Below are 22,503 nucleotides of genomic sequence, written 5' to 3' on the forward strand. Positions count from 1 at the left end.
TGACTTGCATCAGGGGATTGTATGGGGTACACAAACCGAGCTATCGAGCCTGGATGAGAGACTTATAAATCGTTTCGATTACGATGGTGATTATGGCACTGTATTAAACAGATTCTTAATGCAAGCCACAGTAGGCTTTCCTCTCACTGTACATGGAACTGGAGGCCAGACGCGGGCATTTATTCATATTTCAGATACCTGTAAGTGCGTGGAACAAGCGCTACTACACCCACCTTCCGAGGGGGATCGGCCAATGATATTGAATCAAATGGCAGAGACTCAGACGCTTTCTGATTTGGCAAAATTGGTTCAATCACTTACTAACTGTGAAATTAGTTATCTTCCAAATCCAAGACGAGAAGCGGAAAGAAATGATTTAAATGTACGCAATGACCTTTTACGTTCTTTTGGATGGAGGCCTACGCTTATAAAGGATAGTCTTCTGAATGAAATTACTGAGATAACAGAGCGTTATCGAAATCGAGCAGACTACTCCAAAATTCCCTGTATATCCTATTGGACGCGAAGTAATGAGCTTGCAGATGTTTCCTATCAAGAAAAAATTGGTGAAGTAGCTGAACCCATTTCTTAGTCTTTCCAGGTGGCTAAAGTTATGCCTAAGCGCATCCTTATTACTGGTGGTTGCGGTTTCATTGGCTCGAATTTGATCAAAATCCTGAGTGAGAAGGGTTTATATGATGAAATTCTGGTCTTGGATAACGAGGTTACCGGGAGTATTACTTCATTATCCCGGTATCCCCATCATTTTATTCGGGGAGATATAAGAGACCAAAAAACCGTAGACGAAGCAGTAGCAGGTGTTGATGCCATCGTCCATTTAGCAGCTGACACGGGAGTTGTCGATTCAATAAAAAATCCTGCCCATAATTTTGAGGTAAATGTTCAAGGAACCGTAAATATTCTGGAAGCTATGCGCAGAAAGGGTGTTAAGTGTCTTGTTAATGCCTCAACCGGCGGTGCTATTATCGGAGACGTTGTACCACCAGTACATGAGTTAATGCCCATAAACCCGTCGTCAGCATATGGTGCATCTAAGGCCGCGGCGGAGGCCTACTGCTCCGCATATACTCAAAGTTATGGGCTTACTATTACGTCTCTAAGATTTTCGAATGTCTATGGCCCACTTTCTTTACATAAAGGTAGCGTTATAGCCGCTTTTATGAAGAAAATTTTAAAAAGAGAGCCTTGCGAAATTTATGGTGATGGTAGTCAAACACGAGATTTTATCTTTGTCGGTGATTTATGTCAGGGCATTATAAAGGCATTAGAAGTAAGGCAAAGTGGAGTTTTTCAGCTCGGTAGTGGAAGGCCAACTTCTGTGAACGAAATTATCTCTTTGCTAAAACAGATTACTGGTGAAAATGATAAATTAAAATTAGTTTACCATGGATTCAGAGTTGGAGAAGTTCGTCACAATTTTACTGATATTTCCAAAGCAAAGCAGCATCTAGGATTTTTACCAGGCACAGAACTTGTAAGTGGTATCAAAGAAACCTGGAACTATTTTATCGATAATGAAAATACGGTAGTAGGTAGACTTAATCAGAGGGTTCTAGAGAATGCAGATTGATAAATTTGCAGTCGAAGAATTTCCTGATCTCAACGCCTATGCCGGCATTGAATCGGATAATAAACTTCGTGTCTGTATTGCAACAGAAGAAATTTTAGGGCCAGTAAGGAATGGGGGTATCGCTTCAACTTATTACCATTTAGCAAAGGGCTTGGCCGCTCATGGCCATGAAGTACATGTGCTCTATTTAAAAGGGGAAAAAGTTGAAAACGAAACGCCTGAACATTGGATAGAGCATTTTTCCAGCTTTGGGGTATCTCTTCACTACTTGGCTCACGCAGAAGAGACGATCATAGGTCCCTCACAAAATTGGCAGAGACGATATAGTGCGGCTTACCGGTGGTTGGCAGAACAAGATCGGTTTCATGTTGTTCATACCTCAGAGTGGCGTGGAGGATTGATCTATGCACTTATGGCGAAGAAATTGGGGCTGGCGTTTCAGGAAACTTTATTTATTGTTAAAACCTCTTCCCCGCATCTTTGGAATCGCCACTATCAGATGCAGCCTATCTCAAAGAGGGAGCTTCTACCGGCAAGTTTTGCCGAACAGAAATGTGTTGAGTTCGCTGATATGGTCATTGGCGGTAGTGCTCACTTACTTTGTTTTATGCGTTATGTTGGTTATAAACTTCCATATGCTTCCTATGTACAACCAAATATCTTAGATTTTTCCGAAGTACATGTAGATGATCTACGCCCTGATAGAAAGCCTGGTGACCTTGTTAAAACCCAGGAACTAACTTTCTTTGGTCGGCTAGAGATGCGAAAAGGTATTGAACTTTTCTGCAATGCACTTGACCTTCTGGAACGTGCTGGGAATCCACCAGCCAAGGTGAATTTTCTTGGTAAGTATGGTGAGGCACTCCCCAATCAGAAAAATGAGAAGGTTTCAGATTATATCGAACGAAAAGCTTTGTCATGGAGCTTTGAAGTTAATTGTATAACAGATTGTAATCAACCGGAGGCTCTGTCTTTTTTATGTTCTAGAGATATGATAGCTATTATGCCTTCGCTAATTGAAAATTCCACCATGGCTGTATATGAGGCTTTAGAAAATAATATTCCCTTTATAGCCACTCGTGTTGGTGGCACACCTGAACTTATAAATGTAGAAGACCATGATACTTGTCTTATCGCTCCATACGCCCATGAACTCGCTGAGAGATTAAGTAAAGTTCTTGAAAATGGACATAGAGTGGCTCATAGCAGTTTTGACAATAAAAAAAATCTAGATGTGTGGTATGGATTCCATGCTTATCTTGCTGATTTGTTTGCTGAGTATCAAGGTGGTGATGCCATTTGCAAAGCTATAAATATTAAACCCGAGGAACCAGAGATCATTAATGAGGCCGTGACACCACGTTTAGAAGTATTGGTCTTGTTGCGTGAAGCGAGTAATACGATAGAATTTGCGGAATCTTTGATAAGTGATAAACCTGACTCTGTCAAATTTATAATAATTGACCCGGCCTTGGAGGAAATTGCAATACAGGCCTGTGATTTACTCCAAGAATCGGGAATAGACTCAAAAGTTATTGATTTTATCGGCTTTCCTGCGGGCATTGCGTTTGATTGCAGCTTAAAGGAGAGCAACTCCGATGCTTGTATATTATGTGATGGTACAGCGTCAAGATTTGTTTTAGGATTTTGTACAGCATTACGCAAGACTCTCTTGCTAGGACAGAATTATCTTATTACAAGTTTCCTTTCTCTCCCTGACAACAAAATTGTAATGCCAATTGGAAGTGATATTGTTTCAGAAATATCATTTGGAAACTCTATCGGAACGAATGTTGTCTGCATTCCTAAAGCTGTATCTGTCAAGATTGGAGATTTACTACCATATGATATTCGTTATGGTTTGTTGCAAGAGTATATTTTAAGGGCAAGTAAGGATTACGGACTGGAGTTAATGGTAATTCCTGAATGCTATTTAGAGAGTGAATGTTACTTAGAGGAGCTTGAAGATTCTCAGCATAATGCCAATTCAATATATCTTCGCTCAATGCCTTTGATAGAAAACGAAAACATAGCTTACCGGAAGCTTGCCCTTCTTCCTGGATCACAAGTAGTTGGATCGAGACTGAAACCAGCACTTTATCGAGATAAACAACGACATGAGGAAGAAGCTGTATGGCTTGTGCACGCCGATAGACCTAGAAAGATGAAAAATCGGAATCCAAGAGTTGTCGTTGGCTTAGATGAAAGGAATTCTCATCTGCTTTGTGTTGCAAATGGTATAGGAAAAAGACAGCTAATAGTAAATGGAGAGAGCCAGTCGATTTCTTTTGAAAAAAAGAAGATGATCTGACTTTACATAGGTTTCCTATACCTGATAGCTGGGAGGAAGGGGAACGTTTTAATATTAAATTCATTTTAGAAGAAAATGAAATGAGTTATACCCGCTTTATTCGGGTTATTAAGTTATCAAAAAATGTTTTTGCAGCAATTTCGGGGAGCCCTATTTTAAATGAACTGGCTGTTGAAGAACTATTTAATCAAAAGTTAAGCTGGAGCCTTTTCTCTAAAAATGAACAATCTAATTTTGATGAGTTAAATTCTGATGAAATGCACCAATATAGTTCAGAAAATGGTGAATTTAATCACTTGGAAGGAACTGAAGTCAGTGAAGTGAATAGTGATAAGCACTCTATAGAAGTATCTGATTCTGAACATGATTTTGCCAAAATTATTTATGATCAAAATAAAGCGGAAGAGCATGGGGTTAAATCAAGGTTCAGCTTCCAGATGTTAATACAAAAGTCTGGTACAACTCTACAACGTTTAATGAAGGGGTATACAGGCTCTCCAATCAAGGGATCAATTCCACCCCGTGAACTTTTTGCAATTGATCCTCGTTCTATAGAGGGTTGGGCTTGGGACAGAAGCAACATAACACGTAATCTAGTTGTTGTTTTGGAACTTAATGGAACTGTGATCGCAGAGGCTACTGCTAACCGTTATATTGAGCGATTTGGTACGAGGAACCCAAAGCTGGCTTGGTATGGTTTTAGGTTTGCATTAACCCCTGATATTAAGCAAGAAAACTCTGAAATTACGATACGTGTAAAGGAAAATGGGTTAATTTTGAGAAATGGGCGTCTACGTTACCTCAAGCAAATGTTAGTAGCGATGTAAGGCCGCCATATAATGAAAGAACTTCATCAGGATATCAAATTTGAAGATACCCTGAGGTTAAGGCGTATCTGCATAATAACAGAAGATATTTTTGGCCCAATAAAAAATGGAGGCATAGGAACCGCTTATTATCATCTGGCCGTTTTTTTACAGCGTTCTGGGCATAAAGTTACTATTTGCTTTGTAAATGGCTTAGCAAAAAATCCTATCAAGATGCAAAGAACCAAGAGTTTTTTGAAAAATATAATATTGATTTTTTTAGTATCGCCCCGCAAATTCTTGCAAAAACTGCAATGGCTCGAACTATGGCAATGCCATATGCAGCTTATGAATGGCTTAGGCAACACGAAAATTGTTTTGATGTTGTCCATGTTTCAGAGTGGCGAGGCATGGCATATATCGCTCTACTGGCTAAGAAACTTGGTATTGCATTTCAGAATATTCATTTTGCTGTAAAGGGATCCTCTCCTACGCTATGGTCTGCTGAGGGAAATCAACAGTTCCTTAAGGAGGAACGGCAGCTCGGGTGGGTTTTTATGGAGCGTAAAAGTGCTGAAATGGCGGATACGCTTATTTGTGGCAGCAACCACCTTTTTCAATGGATGGTAAGAAATAAATATAATCTTCCTGAACGAAGCTTTTATTGGCCGAATGTCTTTATCGATGACCTGATGCCAGATAGAAAAAAATACCAGTAAAATTATATCGGTTACTCGAGAGTGGGTTTTCTTTGGGCGTTTAGAACCTCGGAAGGGAATTATATTATTTGTAAATGCTCTTAATACTCTTTCTGTAAAGGGAATAAAGCTGCCAAAAATAACTTTTTTAGGCGGACTTTCTCATCGCTTTGATGCTCGTAAATTTATTGAGGAAAATCAAGGTAACTGGAAAACTAAAATAGAATATAGAAGTAATTTTAACTCGCTGGAAGCTGTAGAATACCTGAGTAGAGATGGACGCCTAGCTATTATCCCTGCTTTGTTGGAGAACTCGCCCATTGCAGTATACGAATGTCTTGCTGCTCGGATACCATTTATTGCGGCGGACACCGGTGGCACATCCGAGTTACTAGATAAAAAGAGTGTTGAAAAAATACTTTTTAAACCCAACCATATTTCCCTTGCAAGTAAACTGGCAGTTCATATAAAGGAGCTTCCTTGTCCAGGTATAAAGCATGAAAGGTTGAGAAAATCTATTAAAGTCTGGGAACAGTGGCATGGCCAAGAGCACCTAGTTTCAATTAAAAAGACTAAATCTATCGCTGTTTTACCTCTTATTTCAATATGCGTAACTCACTACGAGAGACCAGAGCTTCTTGATCAGGCCTTAAATAGTATAGATAGACAGAGTTATAAAAATTTTGAAGTAATTATTGTCGATGACGGTAGTGTTTCTGATAATACATTGAAAGCTCTCAAGATTTATGAAGACCGCTATAAAGATAGGGGTTGGCAATTTATTTATCAGGAAAACAGATATGTAGGTGCTGCGCGGAATACTGCAGCAAGGAATGCCTCTGGTGACTATCTTCTGTTTTTTGATGATGATAATGTCATGATGCAAGATATGGTAGACAAGTTAGTCCGTGCGGCAATCTTTTCAGGTATTGATTGCTTAACTTGTAGTTCTATTAGATTTAGTGGTGTAGGAGAACCAAATACAGCTGAGAGTAAACTCGGAACCCAGATTCGTTTTATGGGGCCAGCTAAAGCTTGGGCGACTAAGGTGAATATTGTTGGGGATGCAACTTGCTTAATAAAAACTTCCCTTTTCAAAAAATATGGAGGTTATACAGAGAGATATAGAACCGGGAAAGATGATATTGAGTTTTATAGCAAGCTAATTTTTGAAAAAGTAAAGATATCTTACTACCCAGACCCATTATATTACTATCGAACCAGTAAAAATTCTATGAAAGAGAGGAACCATTTCCAAGAGGAGGGGGAATTCCGTCAAATTAGCCCTTATTTAAAAGGATTGGATTCTGAGGACAAAAGTCTTCTATTGTTTAGAAAACAGCAGAAAGAAAACAATAAAGCTAAAGCTGCGAAGTATAAGCCGGGTATTATACAGAAAACGATGCGAAGATTGCGTAAATTCGTCAGGGTGAAAGTTTGAAGTCCATTAAGCTTATCGAAGCAGCAAAAGACACTACTTTCCCACTCATTTGTGTTTTCCGAGACGAGTTAGATATCTTACCCGTATTTCTTCATCATTATCGTTCTTTAGGCGTTACATGTTTTCACTTGGTGGATACTGGTAGCACTGATAATTCCATTGATTATTTATTGAAACAGAAAGATGTTCAACTTTATACGGTTGATGGAGGTTACCCTCAGGCTAATGCAGGGGTTGATTGGGTTAATAAAATCGCCAAGGAATATTGTTTGGGAAAGTGGACCCTTGTAGTTGATGCCGATGAGTTTCTTCAGTTACCTGCAAAAAGCAATCAAGTTTCATTGGATCAGACCACCCGCTGTATGCAAAAGGAGTTGGCTTTTGCCCTATATACACCACTGATCGATTTTTTTAGTGATAATTTACAGGGAGATCCTACTAATGCAGAAACCCTTGCTGAGTTGATGGCTATAGCTCCTAATTGTGTTCCATATAAAAGTTATATAAAGAAGCGTATACAGGCTTTCCCTTTCTTTGAGATTCGCTCTAGAGCCAGAGCACAGATATCAGGCATTTCCAACTATTTTGTAAAATCCTATAAAATACCCCTTGTGTATTGGCGACCAGATTTTCAATATATACGTTCAACACATGCGTGTACTCCGATACCCTTAAGTGATAACTGTGCATATCTTTTCCATTTTAAGTTTCGAGCTGGCTTCAAGAAAAGGCTGGAAAGAGAGTTGAAAAATCCGGATCGGATGAATGCAGATGTGTATTATATTTCAAAATCTATAATAAAAAATCAGGAATCTATTCCTAAGTACACATTGGATTTACGTACGATGAACGGGTTCCAGGGAAGTGACTGGCTGTCACCGCCGGATTTTAATAATGATTGGCAGATTGAGAATCAGTCCAAAGCTCATTACTTCGAATTAATGACAAACCAAAAGATCCCATCTGAAAGCTATCTCGCTGATAACCTGACCCGCTTGACAAAATCATTTAGTTGGCGAATCAGTAAACCTGTAAGAGGGTTTTTGTTTAATCGTGGGGTGTTACGACATGACCACTATCCCGAACGGCTTGAGCGGGATCACCCTTTGGCAGATCAGACCATTGCCATCTACGAGTCATTCTGGTGGTTAGTCACGGGAATCTTTCGGCTTCCTGTAGCAATGTACCGTGCCATTCTCTGGCACAAGTTGGGAGGGCGCAGGCGATCTAAATAATATAATTTCAAGCCAAATAAAAAGGCCGGGGATGTTTCCCGGCCTTTTGTTAACACCTCAGTATATGGTTGAGATCAGTGCACCCAATGGTGGCGCTCCATTTTTTCTTCTACCGCTTTCGCAGTAGGAGCAGGCATCGCACTGATAGGCAGGCGTTCGTGGAAGAATGCCAAGCGTTCGCCAGCACCGACTTCGTTCATGGTTTCCGCTTCGAACACACGGCCATTAATTACCGTATAGGTAATGTTTTCGGACAGGCGTAGATTGTCCAATGGATTGCCATCAATCACGATCAGGTCAGCTAGCTTTCCTGCTTCGATACTACCGATATCGCTATCCATACCCAGGTAGCGAGCGCCGTCGATGGTACCGGCGCGGAAGGCTTCCCAGGGGGTAAAACCGCCCTGCTCCATCATCCACATCTCCCAGTGCGCCCCCAGTCCTTCGCGCTGGCCGTGGGCGCCGATATGTACGGTGACACCTTCATCGCGCAGCTGCTTGGCCTGGCGGGCCACATTAAAGTGGTTGTAGTGGGCATCTGGCGCAGTGGGGCGACGGATAGAACGAGGGTTAACGATAAAGTCGGGGGTAAAGCGGGTCAGGCGCTCGTTTTTCCATACTTCGGTACGGTCATACCAATACTCCTCACCCCAGAGACCGCCGTAGGCCACGACGAAAGTCGGCGTATAACCCACCTGGGTTTGGCTCCACAGTTGTTCCACATCGCCGTAAACATTGGCGATTGGCAGTGAGTGCTCGATACCGGTATGCCCATCCACAATCATATTCATATTGTGTTGGTACTTACCGCCGCCCTCGGGCACCACCATAATGCCGGCTTCGCGAGCTGCCTTTAGCACCTGCTGGCGCTGGTCGCGGCGAGGCTGATTGTAGCTCTTCACCGAGATGGCGCCCATTTCTTTTAGGCGGTTCACATGGAACTGGGCATCTTCCAGAGAGTTGATTTTGGCTTTGTAGCCCGGGCCTTTGGCGCCGTAGAGGATGGTGCCGGTAGAGAAAATACGCGGCCCGGTAATCAGGCCGGCCTTTTGCATTTCTGCGGCGGAGAAGATCTCGCTGCTGTCATTGGAGGGGTCGTGAATGGTGGTCACGCCAAATGCCAGGCTGGAGAACAGATTCCAGTTCTGCTGCGGGATAATTTCTTCGCGCCCTTGGGCACCGTGGGCATGGGCGTCAATCAGTCCAGGCAATACGGTTTTGCCGGTAATATCAATGCGCTTCGCTTCAGCGGGGATTTCCACTTCTGCTGCCGGACCCACCGCGACAATGCGGTTGCCCCGGAACAGAACCACGCCATCCTCGATAATTTCACGGGTGTTCTCCGCATCGCGCATAGTGACGACTTTGCCGCCGGTCAGGGCAACAAGACCTGCGCGATTGTCGAAGGGTTGCTCAAAGCTCAAGTCAATACCTTCGGAGACCGGTTCTGGCAGCTCCTCAGGGGCACCGGCGACAAACTCGAAGGCATCCTTAAGTTCGCGTTCGAACAACTTAGGTCCGTGAGCCCAGCCCAAGGTTTCGCTATCGGCGGACCAGTGCAGGTTTTCACCGGCGCGCTTGGATACCTGGGTGACTTTAACCGCTTTGCTGTCGGGGCCGATCACCTCGGACTTGCCGGTGTGCATAAAGGGAGCAACGAAGGCTCTGAAGTCCTGGGTGAAGGCGACCCACTTGCCGTCCGGGGACAGTCGGAAGGAGGTGATCTCCGCCCCGTGGAGGTGCTCGCGCTCATCTTTGCCTTCCAAGTTGGTGCTCTTCAACACACGCTTACCACCGTTGGCGCCAACGTATTCAGAGAAGTAAATACGGTCATCGGTGGCGCCGAAATGCGGCTCATAGCCAGACTTCACGACCCGTCGCTGCCAGTCACCATCGGCGTCTGCAAGATAGATACCCGGCTCTAATGAGTATTCGGGGCTCAGCAGGTAGCCGCCGGTAAAGCGACGATAAGCCACCGTATCACCGCTGGGGGAGAAAGTTGGCTCTACGTATAGACCGCGTTGTTCGGTGATGTTTTTGCCGCGACCGTTACGAGCGGAAACCACGCGTACATGGCCAAGTTTTTGGTCATCCCAGGTGATATAGGTAATCTCGCGGCCGTCGCGGGACCAGCTGGGGTAGAACTCAAAGTGATCATTTTGGCGAGTCAGGCGGCGGTGCTCACCGCTGTCGATATCCTGGATATAAATCTTGCCCAAGGCCTGGAAAGCGACCTGCTTGCCGTTGGGAGACTTTTGCGCCCAGCGAATCATCTTCACATCGAAGGTTTCAGGGGCCACTTCGACAGGGAAGCGTACCGCGTCGGCGACCTGCTTCTCTACCTTCACATGGGCTTCAATTGGCGCGACGCTGTCACCGTTTATTGAAATGCGCAGGAATTTACCGCCGGTCCATACGATCAGCGATTCGCCATCGGGCATCCAATCGTACTGCACATAGTTGCCGTGCGGGCCGAAGATTTCCTGCAGGTCGCGCTCAAGACCGGAATAAACCGGGGTTTCGAGGCCGGTGTTAAGGTCTTTCAGAAATAGGGAAGTCTGGTTGTCCTGGCGTCGGATAAAGGCCAGCTTGCTGCCGTCTGGAGAGGGTACAGGAGCTACTGCACCGCCGGGGCCGGAGATAAAGGTTTCCTCTTCACCGTCCTGCAGGTCGTAGCGCTTGATCGCAAAAATTTCCTTGGTGGAGTTCTTATTGTATTCCCATACGGTACCCGGTGTGGTGTCGATGGAGTAATAGACGTAGCGTCCATCTGGGGAGAAAGCCGGGTCGGCAATGTTTTTCTGGGCGATATCGCCACCAATGCGCTCTTTCAGTTGGCGGCCTTCACCTCCACCATAGTGGTACATCCAAATCTCACCGGCGGGGATACTGCGCCCGGACATAAATCCTTTGCGTGCCACCAGGTACTGGCCATCTGGACTCCAATTCGGCGAGTGCAGCAGGTTTTCCTTTTCAGTTGTGAGCTGACGTAGGTTTTCTCCATTGCGATCCATGAGCCAGATATTGTCGGCGCCGTCTCGGTCGCTGATAAGCACAATAGTCTTGCCATCTGGGCTGAAGCGAGGCTGCATATTCCAGGCGATTTCATTGGTCAAGGCTACAGCTTCACCACCTGCGACGGGTACTGTGTAGATATCGCCGAGCATATCGAAGAGGATGGTTTTGCCATCCGGGCTGATATCCAGGTTGCTCCAGGTAGTCTCGCGGGTATCCAGCTGGATTGGCTTAAATTCATAAGCCGGCTTGTTGATATCCCAGGATTGCTCTTCCACCTGCTCTTCTTGTGCTTTCTCTTCCTTTGCGCTTTCTGCTGTCGCCGCTAGTGGCAAAGCCAGTGCCAAGGCCGTCAGTGCCAATAGATGGCGCTTCGGTTTTATCTGCTTGATTGTATTCATGGACAATTTCCCCCACCGCTTTGCAAGGCGATGGCTTTAACTGTTCTGTTGTAGTGGGCAAGTTATTGATTTTGCGGTTGGTAAATTACCGGGATCACTGCCCGGCGGCAAACGCAATGCGCCGAGCGCCAGGCTGCCGGGTTGGGTTGAGTTAGCCTGGAGGACTGGAGACAATAGCCTTAATTTAGCGAAATTAGTGAGATTTCAAATCAAAATGACTATCGACGTTGTGATTTTGGCTGCGGGTAAAGGCTCCCGTATGCATTCAGATTTGCCCAAAGTGCTACATCCGATTGGCGGAATCCCCATGTTGGGACGTGTGATCGAGGCTGCCAGGCAGTTGGGAGAAGTGGAAATCACAGTGGTGATCGGACATGGTGCTGAGATGGTGCGGGAGCATTTCGCCGATAGTGGCGTTCATTTCGTGGAGCAGGCAGAGCAATTGGGTACTGGCCACGCCGTTGCCCAGGCAATCCCAAATTTTCGTGAGGGCGCCACAGTGTTAGTGCTATACGGCGATGTACCGCTGGTAAAATCAGGGACTCTGCAGTCGCTGTTATCGGCGGCGGACAAGGGCCCGGCATTACTTTCTGTGGAGATGGCCAATCCCGCCGGTTATGGGCGTATTGTGCGTGATGAGGCTGGTAGGGTACTCGCCATCGTGGAGGAGAAGGATGCCGATGCGGACACACTCGCTATCCGCGAGGTAAATACCGGTATTCTTGCTGCACCGGCAGAGTTGTTATCCCGTTGGCTTCCGGAGCTTTCCTGTGACAATGCGCAGGGAGAGTATTACCTGACTGATGTGATTGCTCGTTCAGTAAGTGAGGAGATGGCAGTAACCGGCGTGCGCGCCAGCGATGTCCTGGAAGTTTCCGGAGTGAACAGTCGCTCGCAACAGGCACAAATGGAGCGGGCTTTACAGCACAGTCGAGCTTTGGCCCTCATGAATACTGGCACTACCCTGCTCGATCCAGCGCGTATTGATATCCGCGGTAGTCTCGAGTGCGATACCGATGTTTCTATCGATATTAACTGTATCTTTGAGGGGCGAGTCACTCTGGGGAAAGGTGTACAAATTGGTCCCAACTGCTTGCTGAAGAATTGTCATCTCGCAGATGGTACCCGGGTAGAGGCCAACTCCATTATTGAGGATGCCGAAGTGGGGGAAGCCTGTACCGTAGGCCCCTTTGCTCGTTTGCGTCCAGGCACAGAACTGGCAGCCGGTGCCAAAGTGGGCAACTTTGTTGAAACCAAAAAGGCGAAAGTTGGTGTTGGCAGTAAGATAAATCACCTTTCCTATGTCGGGGATGCGGTTATAGGTGAGGCTGTGAATATCGGTGCTGGCACCATCACATGTAATTACGATGGTGTGAACAAATCGCTGACAGAAATTGGTGATGGGGCATTTATTGGCTCCAATACTGCACTGGTAGCCCCAGTAAAAGTAGGCAGCGGCGCAACTGTGGGTGCCGGTTCAACGATTACCCGTGAGGTGGGCAGCGAAGAACTGGCGGTGGCTCGGGGCAAGCAGCGTAATATCAATGGTTGGCAGCGTCCGACCAAAAAGAGCTAGCCAACCCCCATCTTTCAGGAATTCTCCGGTGGGATATTGAATTCCGGCGGAGGATCCCTTCTCGCGCACTCTGTGCTGATACCCATCCATTAAACTTGCGCATCGGGAACACAAGGAATGGCCCGATGCACAAGCCAAGAATGCAACTGCTCGCCAGCTTTGATATTGCCTCGTTAGAGTATTTGGATGAACGTGGACATACGACCCAGGCGCTACCAGATTTTGCTACCCCCGATACCCTGGTAGCTTTTTATCGCCAGATGGCCCTTGCCCGATTAGTGGACGATCGCGCGGTAAAAATGCAGCGCACGGGCCAGCTCGGTACCTACCCGTCCAGTCTTGGGCAGGAAGCTATTGGCGTAGGTGTCGGTGCAGCCATGGCAAAAGAGGATGTCTACTGCCCAAATTACCGCGAAACCGGCGCCCTGCTGGAGCGGGGTGTCACTATTCAGGAAATCTACGCTATTTGGGGTGGGGATGAGCGCGGTCAAAACTTCCGCCACGCCCGCGAGGATCTGCCTCTAAGCGTTCCCATCGCCACACAAATGCTGCATGGGGCTGGGGTCGCTTTCGCCCTCAAATACAAACATGAACAGCTTGGTGAGCCTATGCGGGTTGCTGTTACTACTGGTGGGGACGGATCAACATCGCGTGGGGATTTCTACGAGGCTATCAATCTTGCGGGAGACTGGCAGCTGCCTCTGGTGGTGGTGATCAATAATAACCAGTGGGCTATCTCCCTACCCCGCTCCGAGCAGACTGCTTGTAAAACCCTTGCGCAAAAAGCGATTGCTGCAGGCATACCCAGTTTACAGGTCGATGGAAATGATGTGATTGCGGTGCGAGAGGCTGTCGGGGATGCCGTGGAACGAGCACGCAGGGGTGCGGGTCCGTCTATGGTTGAGGCGGTCAGCTATCGTTTATGCGATCACACCACCGCTGATGATGCCAGTCGTTACCAGCCAGAACAGGCTCTGAAGGAAGCCTGGTCGCGGGAGCCATTGCGTCGTTTACGCAGCTATATGCGGGCTCATGGGTTCTGGGGGATTCCCAGGAAGAAGAAATGCAAAGGGAGCTGAACCAGGCGTTGGAAAAGGCGGTGCAGGAATACCGGGACACTCCCAGGGATGCAGCTACCGCGATCTTTGATCACCTCTATGAAACTCTGCCCGAGGCCTTTCTGGAGCAGTATCAACAACTGCGGGGAGAAAACTGATGGGCGAGATCACGCTTGTAGAAGCCATCACACAGGCTCTGGCCTTTGAATTGCAGGCGGATCAGAGGGTGGTGGTGTTCGGCGAGGATGTGGGGGTAAACGGTGGAGTGTTTCGAGCTACTGAAGGGCTGCAGGATAGGTTTGGAAGTGCCAGGGTTTTGGATACGCCTTTGGCTGAAACCATGATTGCAGGGATTGCCATTGGTATGGCTGCCCAAGGATTGCGCCCCGTGGCGGAGTTCCAATTCATGGGATTTATCTATCCCGCACTGGACCATATCCTCAGCCACGCTGGTCGATACCGAAACCGCACTCGCGGACGCTTGTCTTGCCCCATTGTATATAGGGCACCTTACGGTGGCGGTATCCATGCTCCAGAACATCACTCGGAAAGCACCGAGGCCCTTTTTGCCCATATTCCCGGATTGCGCTTAGTCGTGCCCTCCTCTCCGGCGCGGGCTTATGGGTTGTTACTGGCGGCCATTCGCAATCCAGACCCGGTTGTATTCCTTGAACCGAAGCGCATTTACCGTGCGGCGCGCCAGGAAGTACCGGATAGCGGTGAGGCTCTGCCACTGGATCGAGCATTTGTTTTACGGGAGGGTACTGATGTCACTCTGATCTCATGGGGGGCCTCCCTCAAGGAAACTTTACAGGCTGCTGAGCAACTCGCTGAAGAAGGTATTGAAGCTGAGGTGATTGATCCCGCCACCTTAAAGCCACTGGATATCCACACCGTAATTGACTCCCTGGAGAAAACACACCGATGTGTGGTTATACATGAAGCTGCAAGATTTTGTGGCCTGGGGGCTGAAGTGGTGGCGCAGATTAACGAATATGCCTTCGACCTGCTACATGCTCCAGTTCAGCGTGTCACTGGTTACGATACCGTAATGCCGTACTTCCAACTGGAGGATGAATATCTGCCGGGAGCCTCGAGAATTTTGGCTGCGGTGCGCAAAGCACTCGATTATGCCAACGGAGGTGCGGTATGAAAGTTTTCACCCTGCCGGATCTTGGTGAAGGGTTGCCCGATGCGGTTGTGCGAGAGTGGCATGTTAGTGAAGGAGATACGATTGCCGCCCATGAAAGCCTGGTGACGGTTGAGACTGCCAAGGCGCTAGTGGAGGTGCCAGCTCCCTGGGGCGGCAGAATTGAGAAGCTGTTTGCAGCCGAGGATGAAACCGTCAATGTAGGCGAACCCCTGGTTGGGTTTGTCACCGCTGGTGAGGATATCGGGGGTGAGGAGATATCGCCCAGGAGCTCTGAAGAAGCACCAGGTGTGATTAAAGAGCCTGCTCAAGCTGCAGAAGAGGCTAGCTCCCACCTTGATGGTGGCACAGTTGTCGGCAAGTTGGAGCAGGGGCGAGATGTCCTGAGCGCGGAGCAGTGGTTTTCAGGGGCCCCCAGGCGGCTGGCTACACCCTCAGTGCGTGCCTTGGCTCGGCGTTTGGGGGTGGACTTGCAGCGACTCTCAGAAAACGGTGCCCTGGTGACTGAATCCCAGGTGCTTGCAGCGGTAGGCTCCAGGGAGAAGATTGCCAGAAAAGTTAGCCCATCCTCGCCGCCTTCCTCTCCCAGCAAAAGTACTGCAACCGGGGGCCAGCCCGAGACGATTATGTCGCCGGCACGGCGGGCTATGGGGCTTTCCATGAGCCGGGCGCGAGACCAGGTAATGCAAATTACCTTGTGTGATGATGCAGATATCTCCAGCTGGTGGGGCAGCGCGCCGGCCCTGTTGCGATTGGTACGTGCTGTGCAAGCTGCTTGTACAGTTGAACCGACCCTCAATGCTCTCTACCAGGAAGGTCAGCTGGCTCTCCAGAAGGGAGTGAATATCGGATTGGCAGTGGATTCCCCGAGAGGCCTATTTGTTCCAGTACTTAGGGATGTGGGGGGCGCTCGGATGAAGAGCTATTGCAGCAGGTTGCAGATTTTAAGCACCAAGCCAGGGAAACCGGTATTGCACAAAGCGATCTACAGGGAGCGACGATACTTTTATCCAATTTCGGCACTATTGCTGGCCGCTACGCCACTCCGGTTGTATTGCCCCCAACGGTAGCGATTGTCGGTGCTGGGCGGGTTTGCCAGGGAGTCGTCATTATTGATCGCTGGCCAGCTATGCGCCCTCTGCTGCCTCTCTCAATCAGCGCTGATCATAGAGCTGTAACAGGTGGAGAATTAGCGCGTTTTCTTCAGGCTATGTTACAGGCTCTTTCCCGCTAAATATTGATCACGCAATCATCCCCCAATAACTCTCCGGTAAATATCACCAGAGAGGAAAAATAATGTGGGAACTTATCTTTCGTTTTGCTATCTTTAAGTTTCGAAATGAAAGATAGCCATTTATGTCTAAACGCAATACACAGCAACGTCGACACGGCATCATGAGCCTTCTCAATGAGGCGGGAGAGGCTAGTGTCGAGCTGTTAGCACGACGCTTCGAAACTTCAGAGGTTACGATCCGAAAGGATCTTACCGCTATGGAAAATCATGGGCTGCTACTGCGTCGCCGCGGAGGCGCCATCCCGGTGCCACGGGAACTGGTAGTAGAGGAAGGGCCCTCAGAGGTTAAGCGTGTGATCGGCCGTGCAGCGGCGGCACTTATTCCCGATCACCACCGTATCGTGATCGATTATGGCCGCACCACCGCGGCAATGATTCCTGAACTGGAGCGTAAGCGCGGCCTGGTGGTGATGACCAACTCCCTGCATGTAGCTAATGCTTTGCGTGAACTGGAAAACGAACCGACGCTGCTTATGACTGGAGGCACCTGGGACCCCCATTTTGAGGCGTTTCAGGGCAAGGTGGCAGAGCAGGTGTTGCGAGATTACGACTTCGACCGCGCCTTTATTGGAGCCGATGGAATAGACCTGAAGCGCGGTACTTGCACATTTAACGAGCAGATTGGTTTATCGCGTGTGATGGCAGAAGTTGCTCGCGAAGTCGTGGTGTTGGCTGAATCCAGCAAAGTGGGCAGGCGTATTCCAAACCTGGAACTGCCATGGGAGCAAGTAGATACCCTGGTTACTGATACAGGCCTGAGTGACGATGCACAGCAACAGCTTGAGGGTCTGGGAGTGCAGGTAATCCGTGCTGCAGCCTCCAGTAGAGCTAAATGAGCAGCAGAATTAAATAAAAGAAATTGATTTATTAGGAGATAAACATGTGTGGAATTGTTGGCGCCCTCGCGCAGCGCAATGTAACTGAAATTCTACTAGAAGGATTGCGCCGCCTGGAATATCGCGGCTATGACTCTGCGGGAGTTTGCCTGCGCAGTGATGATGGCGAACTACAGTTGCGCAAGAGTCTGGGTAAGGTTGCTGACTTAGAAGCCAAGCTTCAAGCTGAGCCCGCTGAGGGCCATCAGGGGATTGCTCACACCCGCTGGGCCACCCACGGGGTTCCATCCAATGAAAACGCTCATCCACATATGTCTGGACATATTGCTCTGGTACATAACGGTATTATTGAAAATCACCAAGCATTGCGTTCAGAGTTGCAGGATAAAGGTTATAAATTTGCCTCAGATACTGATACAGAGGTGGTCGTACATCTAATTCACTCTCTGAGTAAAGATGGTCATAGTCTGGTGGACGCCGTAGCTAAAGCAACACAGATGCTTGAGGGGGCCTACGCCCTCGCTGTTATCAGCAGTGAAGAGCCGGAAGTTATGGCTTGTGCGCGCTATGGCAGCCCTTTGGTTTTAGGTGTTGGTATTGAGGAAAATTTTATTGCCTCTGATCCTATGGCTTTACGCCAGGTTACCGATCGCTTTATCTTCCTTGAAGAGGGCGATGTTGCTGAGGTGCGTCGCAGCGGTATTTCTGTGCGGGACAGGCAGGGGGAAGAAGTTAGTCGTCCAGTACACAAGCTCGATGGCGGTCATGACGTAACTGACAAGGGTCGCTATCGCCACTATATGCAGAAAGAGATTTTTGAGCAGCCGGAAGTTGTGGCGGCAACTCTGGCGGGACGTATTGGTGACCACTCGGTGTTATCCCAGGCGCTGGGTACTCGCGCTCAAGAGATCTTGCCACAGGTGCAGCAGGTGCAGATTGTCGCCTGTGGTACCAGCTACCATGCGGGTATGGTTGCGCGCTATTGGTTGGAGGATTGGGCCGGGGTGCCCTGTTCCGTAGAGGTGGCCAGTGAGTTGCGCTACCGTAAAACGGTAGTACGTCCAGGTACCCTGTTTGTAACCATTTCACAGTCTGGAGAAACTGCCGATACTCTGGCGGCTTTGCGTCAGGCTCGGGAACTCGGCTATCTGGCCTCCATGACCATTTGTAACGTACCCAACAGTTCCCTGGTGCGTGAATCTGAATTGTCCCTGATGACTGAAGCAGGCCCGGAAATTGGTGTAGCCTCTACAAAAGCCTTCACCACTCAGCTGGTAGCCCTGCAATTATTCTGTATTGCCTTGGCCAAGGCCAATGGCCTCTCACCTGAGCGAGAGGCGGAGTTAGTGGGAGCTCTGCATAAATTGCCGCAGCTGATGGAAGACTTTACGGATCTCGATAAGGTGGTTAAGCACAGCAGCGAGGCTTTTGCAGAGAAAAACCACGCATTGTTCCTTGGACGTGGTGTCGAGTTCCCAATTGCCCTGGAAGGGGCATTGAAGCTTAAGGAAATCTCCTATATTCACGCCGAAGCTTATCCGGCTGGGGAACTCAAGCACGGCCCCCTAGCACTGGTAGATGCGGATATGCCAGTAATTGTTGTGGCACCAAATAATGAATTACTGGAAAAGCTCAAATCTAATCTGCAGGAAGTACGTGCACGTGGCGGCCAGTTATTTGTTTTTGCCAGCCCCAAAGCAGGCTTTGCTAGTGAGGAGGGGGTTACCGTGATTGAAGTACCGGATTCCCCAGAGAGCTTGGCGCCAATTCTCTACACAGTACCCTTGCAGTTGCTTAGCTATCATGTGGCGGTACTGAAGGGCACCGATGTAGATCAGCCGAGGAACTTGGCTAAGTCAGTTACCGTAGAGTAAATCCCAAATGGCCACGGATGGCTTATGAATGAACCTGCTGAGCAGTTTGCATTTACTACTTCGGATGGTGTGACTCTCCGTTATCTGCAGGCAGGTTCCGGTCCCACTCTATTAATTCTGCATGGCTGGTCCCAAGGGGCTGCCCTGTTCAAGTATCAGCTCGCCGGATTGAGCGATCGTCTGAGGGTGATCGCACTGGATATGCGCGGCCATGGCCTCTCTGATAAACCCTCATATGGTTATCGAGTTGCGCGTTTGGCCAAGGATCTGCAGGAGCTGATTGAGGCTCTAAGGCCAAACCCACTCTACCTGCTCGGTCATTCGGCCGGGGCCTCAGTTATCTGGAATTACCTGGAGATGTTTGGTGATTCCTTGGTTTCAAAATTCATCTTTATCGACGAACCCGCTGCCCTTCTCGCCGATCCCGGCTGGTCGGAAAAGCAGTGTTTGGATGCCGGGGCAATTATCACACCCAACGGGCTCTACCAGTTTACCAACCGTTTGATTGGACCCGGTGGAGAGCTGGCCACCCGGGATATTTTGATGTCCATGGTGACCCCTGCAATGACTTCACAACAGAGGGAAGAGTTGGTTGCGGTCAATTTACAATTCCCCCGCGCACTGGCGGCACGCCTATTTGTTGACAATGTTACCCGCGATTGGCGGGATTTTATCCCCCGTATTGAAAAACCCACTTTGATTATTTTTGGGAGGGCAAGTCCCCATCCCGTGGAATGTCAACAGTGGATTCATAAGCAGATAAGAGGCTCGCGACTGGAGATTATCGAAGCTTCCGAGGGGGAAGTCACTTTGTGTTTCTGGAAGCGCCGGACAGATTTAATAGGCTGTTGCGCGATTTTCTGAGCTAGTTCCAAAAAATTTTCCCGGGCCGTTCTCGGTATGTCGCGCTGTGCTTTCGTGGGAAGGCATAACGCTTTGTTAGCCGCTTGAACTTTATAATATTTTTTGAAACTCCTTACACTTTTGGGCGGTTTTTCTATTGGGTAACGGTGCTTAAGATGGAGCCATCTCAACGAAGCTATGTAAGTAGGAATTTTTACCATGATGAAGGCCGTAGGTTATCAACATTCCCTGCCCATTTCCGATGTTCAATCACTGCAGGATATTTCTCTGCCGGTTCCCAAAGTGTCTGGGAGAGATTTACTGGTTGAAGTTAGTGCGATATCGGTAAACCCTGTGGATACCAAGGTGCGCTCCAGGGCGACGCCAGCTGAGGGGCATTGGAAAGTTCTGGGGTGGGATGCGGTAGGAATTGTTAAAGAGATTGGCCATGAGGTTTCTGAGTTTACCGTTGGTGACCGTGTTTGGTATGCGGGTGATATTTCCCGCCCAGGTAGCAATGCCCAGTATCAGTTGGTAGATGAGCGTATCGCTGGCCGTGCGCCGTATAGCCTGGCTGATGCGGAAGCCGCTGCCCTGCCCCTGACTGCTATTACCGCCTGGGAAATGCTCTTTGATCGTTTACAGGTAGAGACGGGTAAAGGGGCCAATAGCAAGTCCATCCTGGTAATAGGTGCCGCTGGGGGCGTGGGCTCTATTTTGGTTCAGTTGGCGCGACGCCTGACCAACCTTACGGTAATTGGCACAGCTTCACGGCCGGAGACGAAAGCCTGGCTGGAAAGCCTGGGGGCGCATCAGGTTATTAATCACAATAATCCTTTGAGTGAAGAGTTGGCAGGTGCCGGGCTTGATGAGGTCGATTATGTCGTTAGTCTTAACAATACGGAAGATCACCAAGCTGAGATTGTAAAGTGCATAAAGCCCCAGGGTAAGTTTGCCTTAATTGATGACCCCAATTCGCTCGATGTGATAGCGTTCAAGCAAAAGAGCATCTCGTTACACTGGGAATTTATGTTTACCCGCGCGCTATTTGAAACTGAAGATATGGGCGCGCAACACCAGTTACTCAGCGAACTGTCTGAATTGATTGATGGCCGGTTAATTAAAACTACTCTTGGCCAGCATTTTGGGAAAATAAACGCAGAAAACCTGCGCAAGGCTCATGCTTTCATCGAATCCCAGGCAGCCAAGGGAAAAGTTGTCCTGGAGGGATTCGATTGAATCATCGGAACAATAATTTTCGTTAAAGCGTTTTTCAGATAAATTTTTTCTTAAAAAATATGGGGCATAGTGATATGTCCCATACTTTTTAATCAGCAAAAAAGTTTGGTTTTTATGCAAAAAAATACACGACAGATAAATCTTAATTAAAGGCATAAAAGTCATCTGCTTAATTGGCTTTATTTTAAAAAAGTTATAACACTTCCTCTCGCTTAAAATAGATATTACGTGCTATAACCGGCTTTCGGAATTTTTCTATTAGAGAGATCCAGCAGATGAGTACTGTAGAAAAAATAAGAAAAAAACAGGCATTGATGCTGCGGTTATGAATGGCGACATCAGTATGTTGCTGGGAGATCCATTATTACCACCGGCGCAGATACGCGAAGAGAGGAAAAGAAAACTGACAGCTGCTTTTCGATTATTTGGAAAGTTTGGCTACGATGAGGGAATAGCCGGCCACATTACCGTACGGGATCCAGAATTTGAGGATCATTTTTGGGTAAATCCCATGGGGGTGGCTTTCCAGAAAATACGTATGTCGCAATTATTGCTGGTCAATCACAAAGGTGAGGTGGTTGAAGGCAATGGTTATTTAAATGGGGCAGCTTTTACTATTCACTCTCATATTCACCGAACCCGTCCGGACATTGTCGCAGCAGCACACGCACACTCCCTATACGGTAAAAGCTGGTCTACCCTCGGACGTTTGTTGGACCCTATTACACAGGATGCCTGTGCTTTTTTTGCTGACCACGGGCTTTTGGATACTTTCTCCGGTGTTGTGCTGGAAATGGGAGAGGGAGTAACCCTGGCAAAAGCGCTAAGCCATTACAAAGCACTGATATTGCAGAACCATGGCTTGCTTACTGTGGGGAAAACTGTGGATGAGGCGGCCTGGTGGTATATTACTATGGAGCGTAGTTGCCAGGCGCAATTAATGGCCGAAGCGGCTGGAAAACCAGTATTAATTGACCCGGAAGTGGCTATCCGGACTCGTGCAGTGGTGGGTACAGAACTGGCTGGGCTATTCAGCTTCCAGCCTTTGTATAGTGTGATCTGTGAAGAGCAGCCGGATATGTTTGATTAAGTAGGCATGTATTGGGTATTCACAGTTTCCTATACTGGCTGAAAT

General features: G+C 48.0%; 17 protein-coding genes and 1 pseudogene. 17 read left to right on the forward strand and 1 reads right to left on the reverse strand.

Annotation, left to right across the window (positions count from 1 at the left end; all coding sequences use genetic code 11):
• From P3339_RS00005 to P3339_RS00035, 7 genes are all read left to right on the forward strand, one after another.
• Window positions 1-592, forward strand: a 592-nt coding sequence (locus P3339_RS00005) for a Rossmann-fold NAD(P)-binding domain-containing protein (protein WP_502867312.1), incomplete at its 5' end; no start/stop codon positions are given.
• Window positions 593-613: 21 nt separating this feature from the next.
• On the forward strand, window positions 614-1,591 hold the full coding sequence (locus P3339_RS00010) for an SDR family NAD(P)-dependent oxidoreductase (protein ID WP_282952052.1): 978 nt from the start codon (window positions 614-616) through the stop codon (window positions 1,589-1,591).
• A complete protein-coding gene (locus P3339_RS00015; RefSeq protein ID WP_282952054.1) occupies window positions 1,581-3,902 on the forward strand; it encodes a glycosyltransferase family 4 protein in 2,322 nt (773 codons plus the stop codon). The genes P3339_RS00010 and P3339_RS00015 overlap by 11 nt, the downstream gene beginning before the upstream one ends.
• An 80-nt stretch (window positions 3,903-3,982) precedes the next feature.
• Window positions 3,983-4,729, forward strand: a complete 747-nt coding sequence (locus P3339_RS00020; protein ID WP_282952055.1) for a hypothetical protein — start codon at window positions 3,983-3,985, stop codon at window positions 4,727-4,729.
• Window positions 4,730-4,905: 176 nt separating this feature from the next.
• Window positions 4,906-5,427 (forward strand): glycosyltransferase family protein, encoded by a 522-nt coding sequence (locus tag P3339_RS00025; protein ID WP_282952056.1) that lies wholly within the window; start codon window positions 4,906-4,908, stop codon window positions 5,425-5,427.
• A gap of 4 nt (window positions 5,428-5,431) precedes the next feature.
• A complete protein-coding gene (locus P3339_RS00030) occupies window positions 5,432-6,847 on the forward strand; it encodes a glycosyltransferase (RefSeq protein WP_282953642.1) in 1,416 nt (471 codons plus the stop codon).
• Complete coding sequence (locus tag P3339_RS00035; RefSeq protein ID WP_211214935.1) at window positions 6,844-8,082, forward strand: glycosyltransferase family 2 protein; 1,239 nt, start codon at window positions 6,844-6,846, stop codon at window positions 8,080-8,082. The genes P3339_RS00030 and P3339_RS00035 overlap by 4 nt, the downstream gene beginning before the upstream one ends.
• 74 nt (window positions 8,083-8,156) lie before the next feature.
• On the opposite strand, the gene P3339_RS00040 is transcribed toward P3339_RS00035, so the two are convergent.
• A complete protein-coding gene (locus P3339_RS00040) occupies window positions 8,157-11,498 on the reverse strand; it encodes an amidohydrolase family protein (protein ID WP_282952057.1) in 3,342 nt (1,113 codons plus the stop codon).
• Between the two features lie 214 nt (window positions 11,499-11,712).
• Here P3339_RS00040 and glmU point away from each other — a divergent pair, with 214 nt between their 5' ends.
• The 10 genes and pseudogenes from glmU (at window position 11,713) to P3339_RS00090 (ending at window position 22,458) form a co-directional block, all read left to right on the forward strand.
• Entirely contained in the window at window positions 11,713-13,074 is a 1,362-nt protein-coding gene (glmU, locus tag P3339_RS00045) for a bifunctional UDP-N-acetylglucosamine diphosphorylase/glucosamine-1-phosphate N-acetyltransferase GlmU (protein ID WP_282953643.1), read from the forward strand.
• A gap of 125 nt (window positions 13,075-13,199) precedes the next feature.
• Complete coding sequence (locus P3339_RS00050) at window positions 13,200-14,153, forward strand: thiamine pyrophosphate-dependent enzyme (RefSeq protein WP_282952058.1); 954 nt, start codon at window positions 13,200-13,202, stop codon at window positions 14,151-14,153.
• The gene (locus tag P3339_RS00055) at window positions 14,138-14,290 is read left to right on the forward strand and encodes a hypothetical protein (protein WP_282952059.1); all 153 of its coding nucleotides are present in this window, start codon (window positions 14,138-14,140) and stop codon (window positions 14,288-14,290) included. Before P3339_RS00050 ends, P3339_RS00055 begins: the two co-directional genes overlap by 16 nt.
• Window positions 14,290-15,285: an alpha-ketoacid dehydrogenase subunit beta gene (locus P3339_RS00060; RefSeq protein ID WP_282952060.1), complete on the forward strand. Its 996-nt coding sequence runs from the start codon at window positions 14,290-14,292 to the stop codon at window positions 15,283-15,285. The genes P3339_RS00055 and P3339_RS00060 overlap by 1 nt, the downstream gene beginning before the upstream one ends.
• Window positions 15,282-16,516, forward strand: a pseudogene (locus tag P3339_RS00065) (dihydrolipoamide acetyltransferase family protein). The gene P3339_RS00060 and the pseudogene P3339_RS00065 overlap by 4 nt, the downstream one beginning before the upstream one ends.
• Before the next feature lie 122 nt (window positions 16,517-16,638).
• Window positions 16,639-17,412 (forward strand): DeoR/GlpR family DNA-binding transcription regulator, encoded by a 774-nt coding sequence (locus tag P3339_RS00070; RefSeq protein WP_026305148.1) that lies wholly within the window; start codon window positions 16,639-16,641, stop codon window positions 17,410-17,412.
• Between the two features lie 44 nt (window positions 17,413-17,456).
• A complete protein-coding gene (gene glmS, locus P3339_RS00075; protein ID WP_282952062.1) occupies window positions 17,457-19,286 on the forward strand; it encodes a glutamine--fructose-6-phosphate transaminase (isomerizing) in 1,830 nt (609 codons plus the stop codon).
• Window positions 19,287-19,310: 24 nt separating this feature from the next.
• Window positions 19,311-20,150 carry an alpha/beta fold hydrolase gene (locus P3339_RS00080; RefSeq protein ID WP_282952063.1) on the forward strand — a complete coding sequence of 280 codons (840 nt, stop codon included), beginning with the start codon at window positions 19,311-19,313 and terminating at the stop codon, window positions 20,148-20,150.
• Between the two features lie 198 nt (window positions 20,151-20,348).
• The gene (locus tag P3339_RS00085) at window positions 20,349-21,368 is read left to right on the forward strand and encodes a zinc-binding alcohol dehydrogenase family protein (RefSeq protein WP_444902433.1); all 1,020 of its coding nucleotides are present in this window, start codon (window positions 20,349-20,351) and stop codon (window positions 21,366-21,368) included.
• 325 nt (window positions 21,369-21,693) lie between these two features.
• Window positions 21,694-22,458 (forward strand): class II aldolase/adducin family protein, encoded by a 765-nt coding sequence (locus P3339_RS00090; RefSeq protein WP_282952064.1) that lies wholly within the window; start codon window positions 21,694-21,696, stop codon window positions 22,456-22,458.
• The last annotated feature ends 45 nt before the right edge of the window (window positions 22,459-22,503 follow it).

Origin of the sequence: Microbulbifer sp. MLAF003, from assembly GCF_030012965.1 — a bacterium.
GTDB classification, from domain to species: Bacteria; Pseudomonadota; Gammaproteobacteria; order Pseudomonadales; family Cellvibrionaceae; genus Microbulbifer; species Microbulbifer variabilis.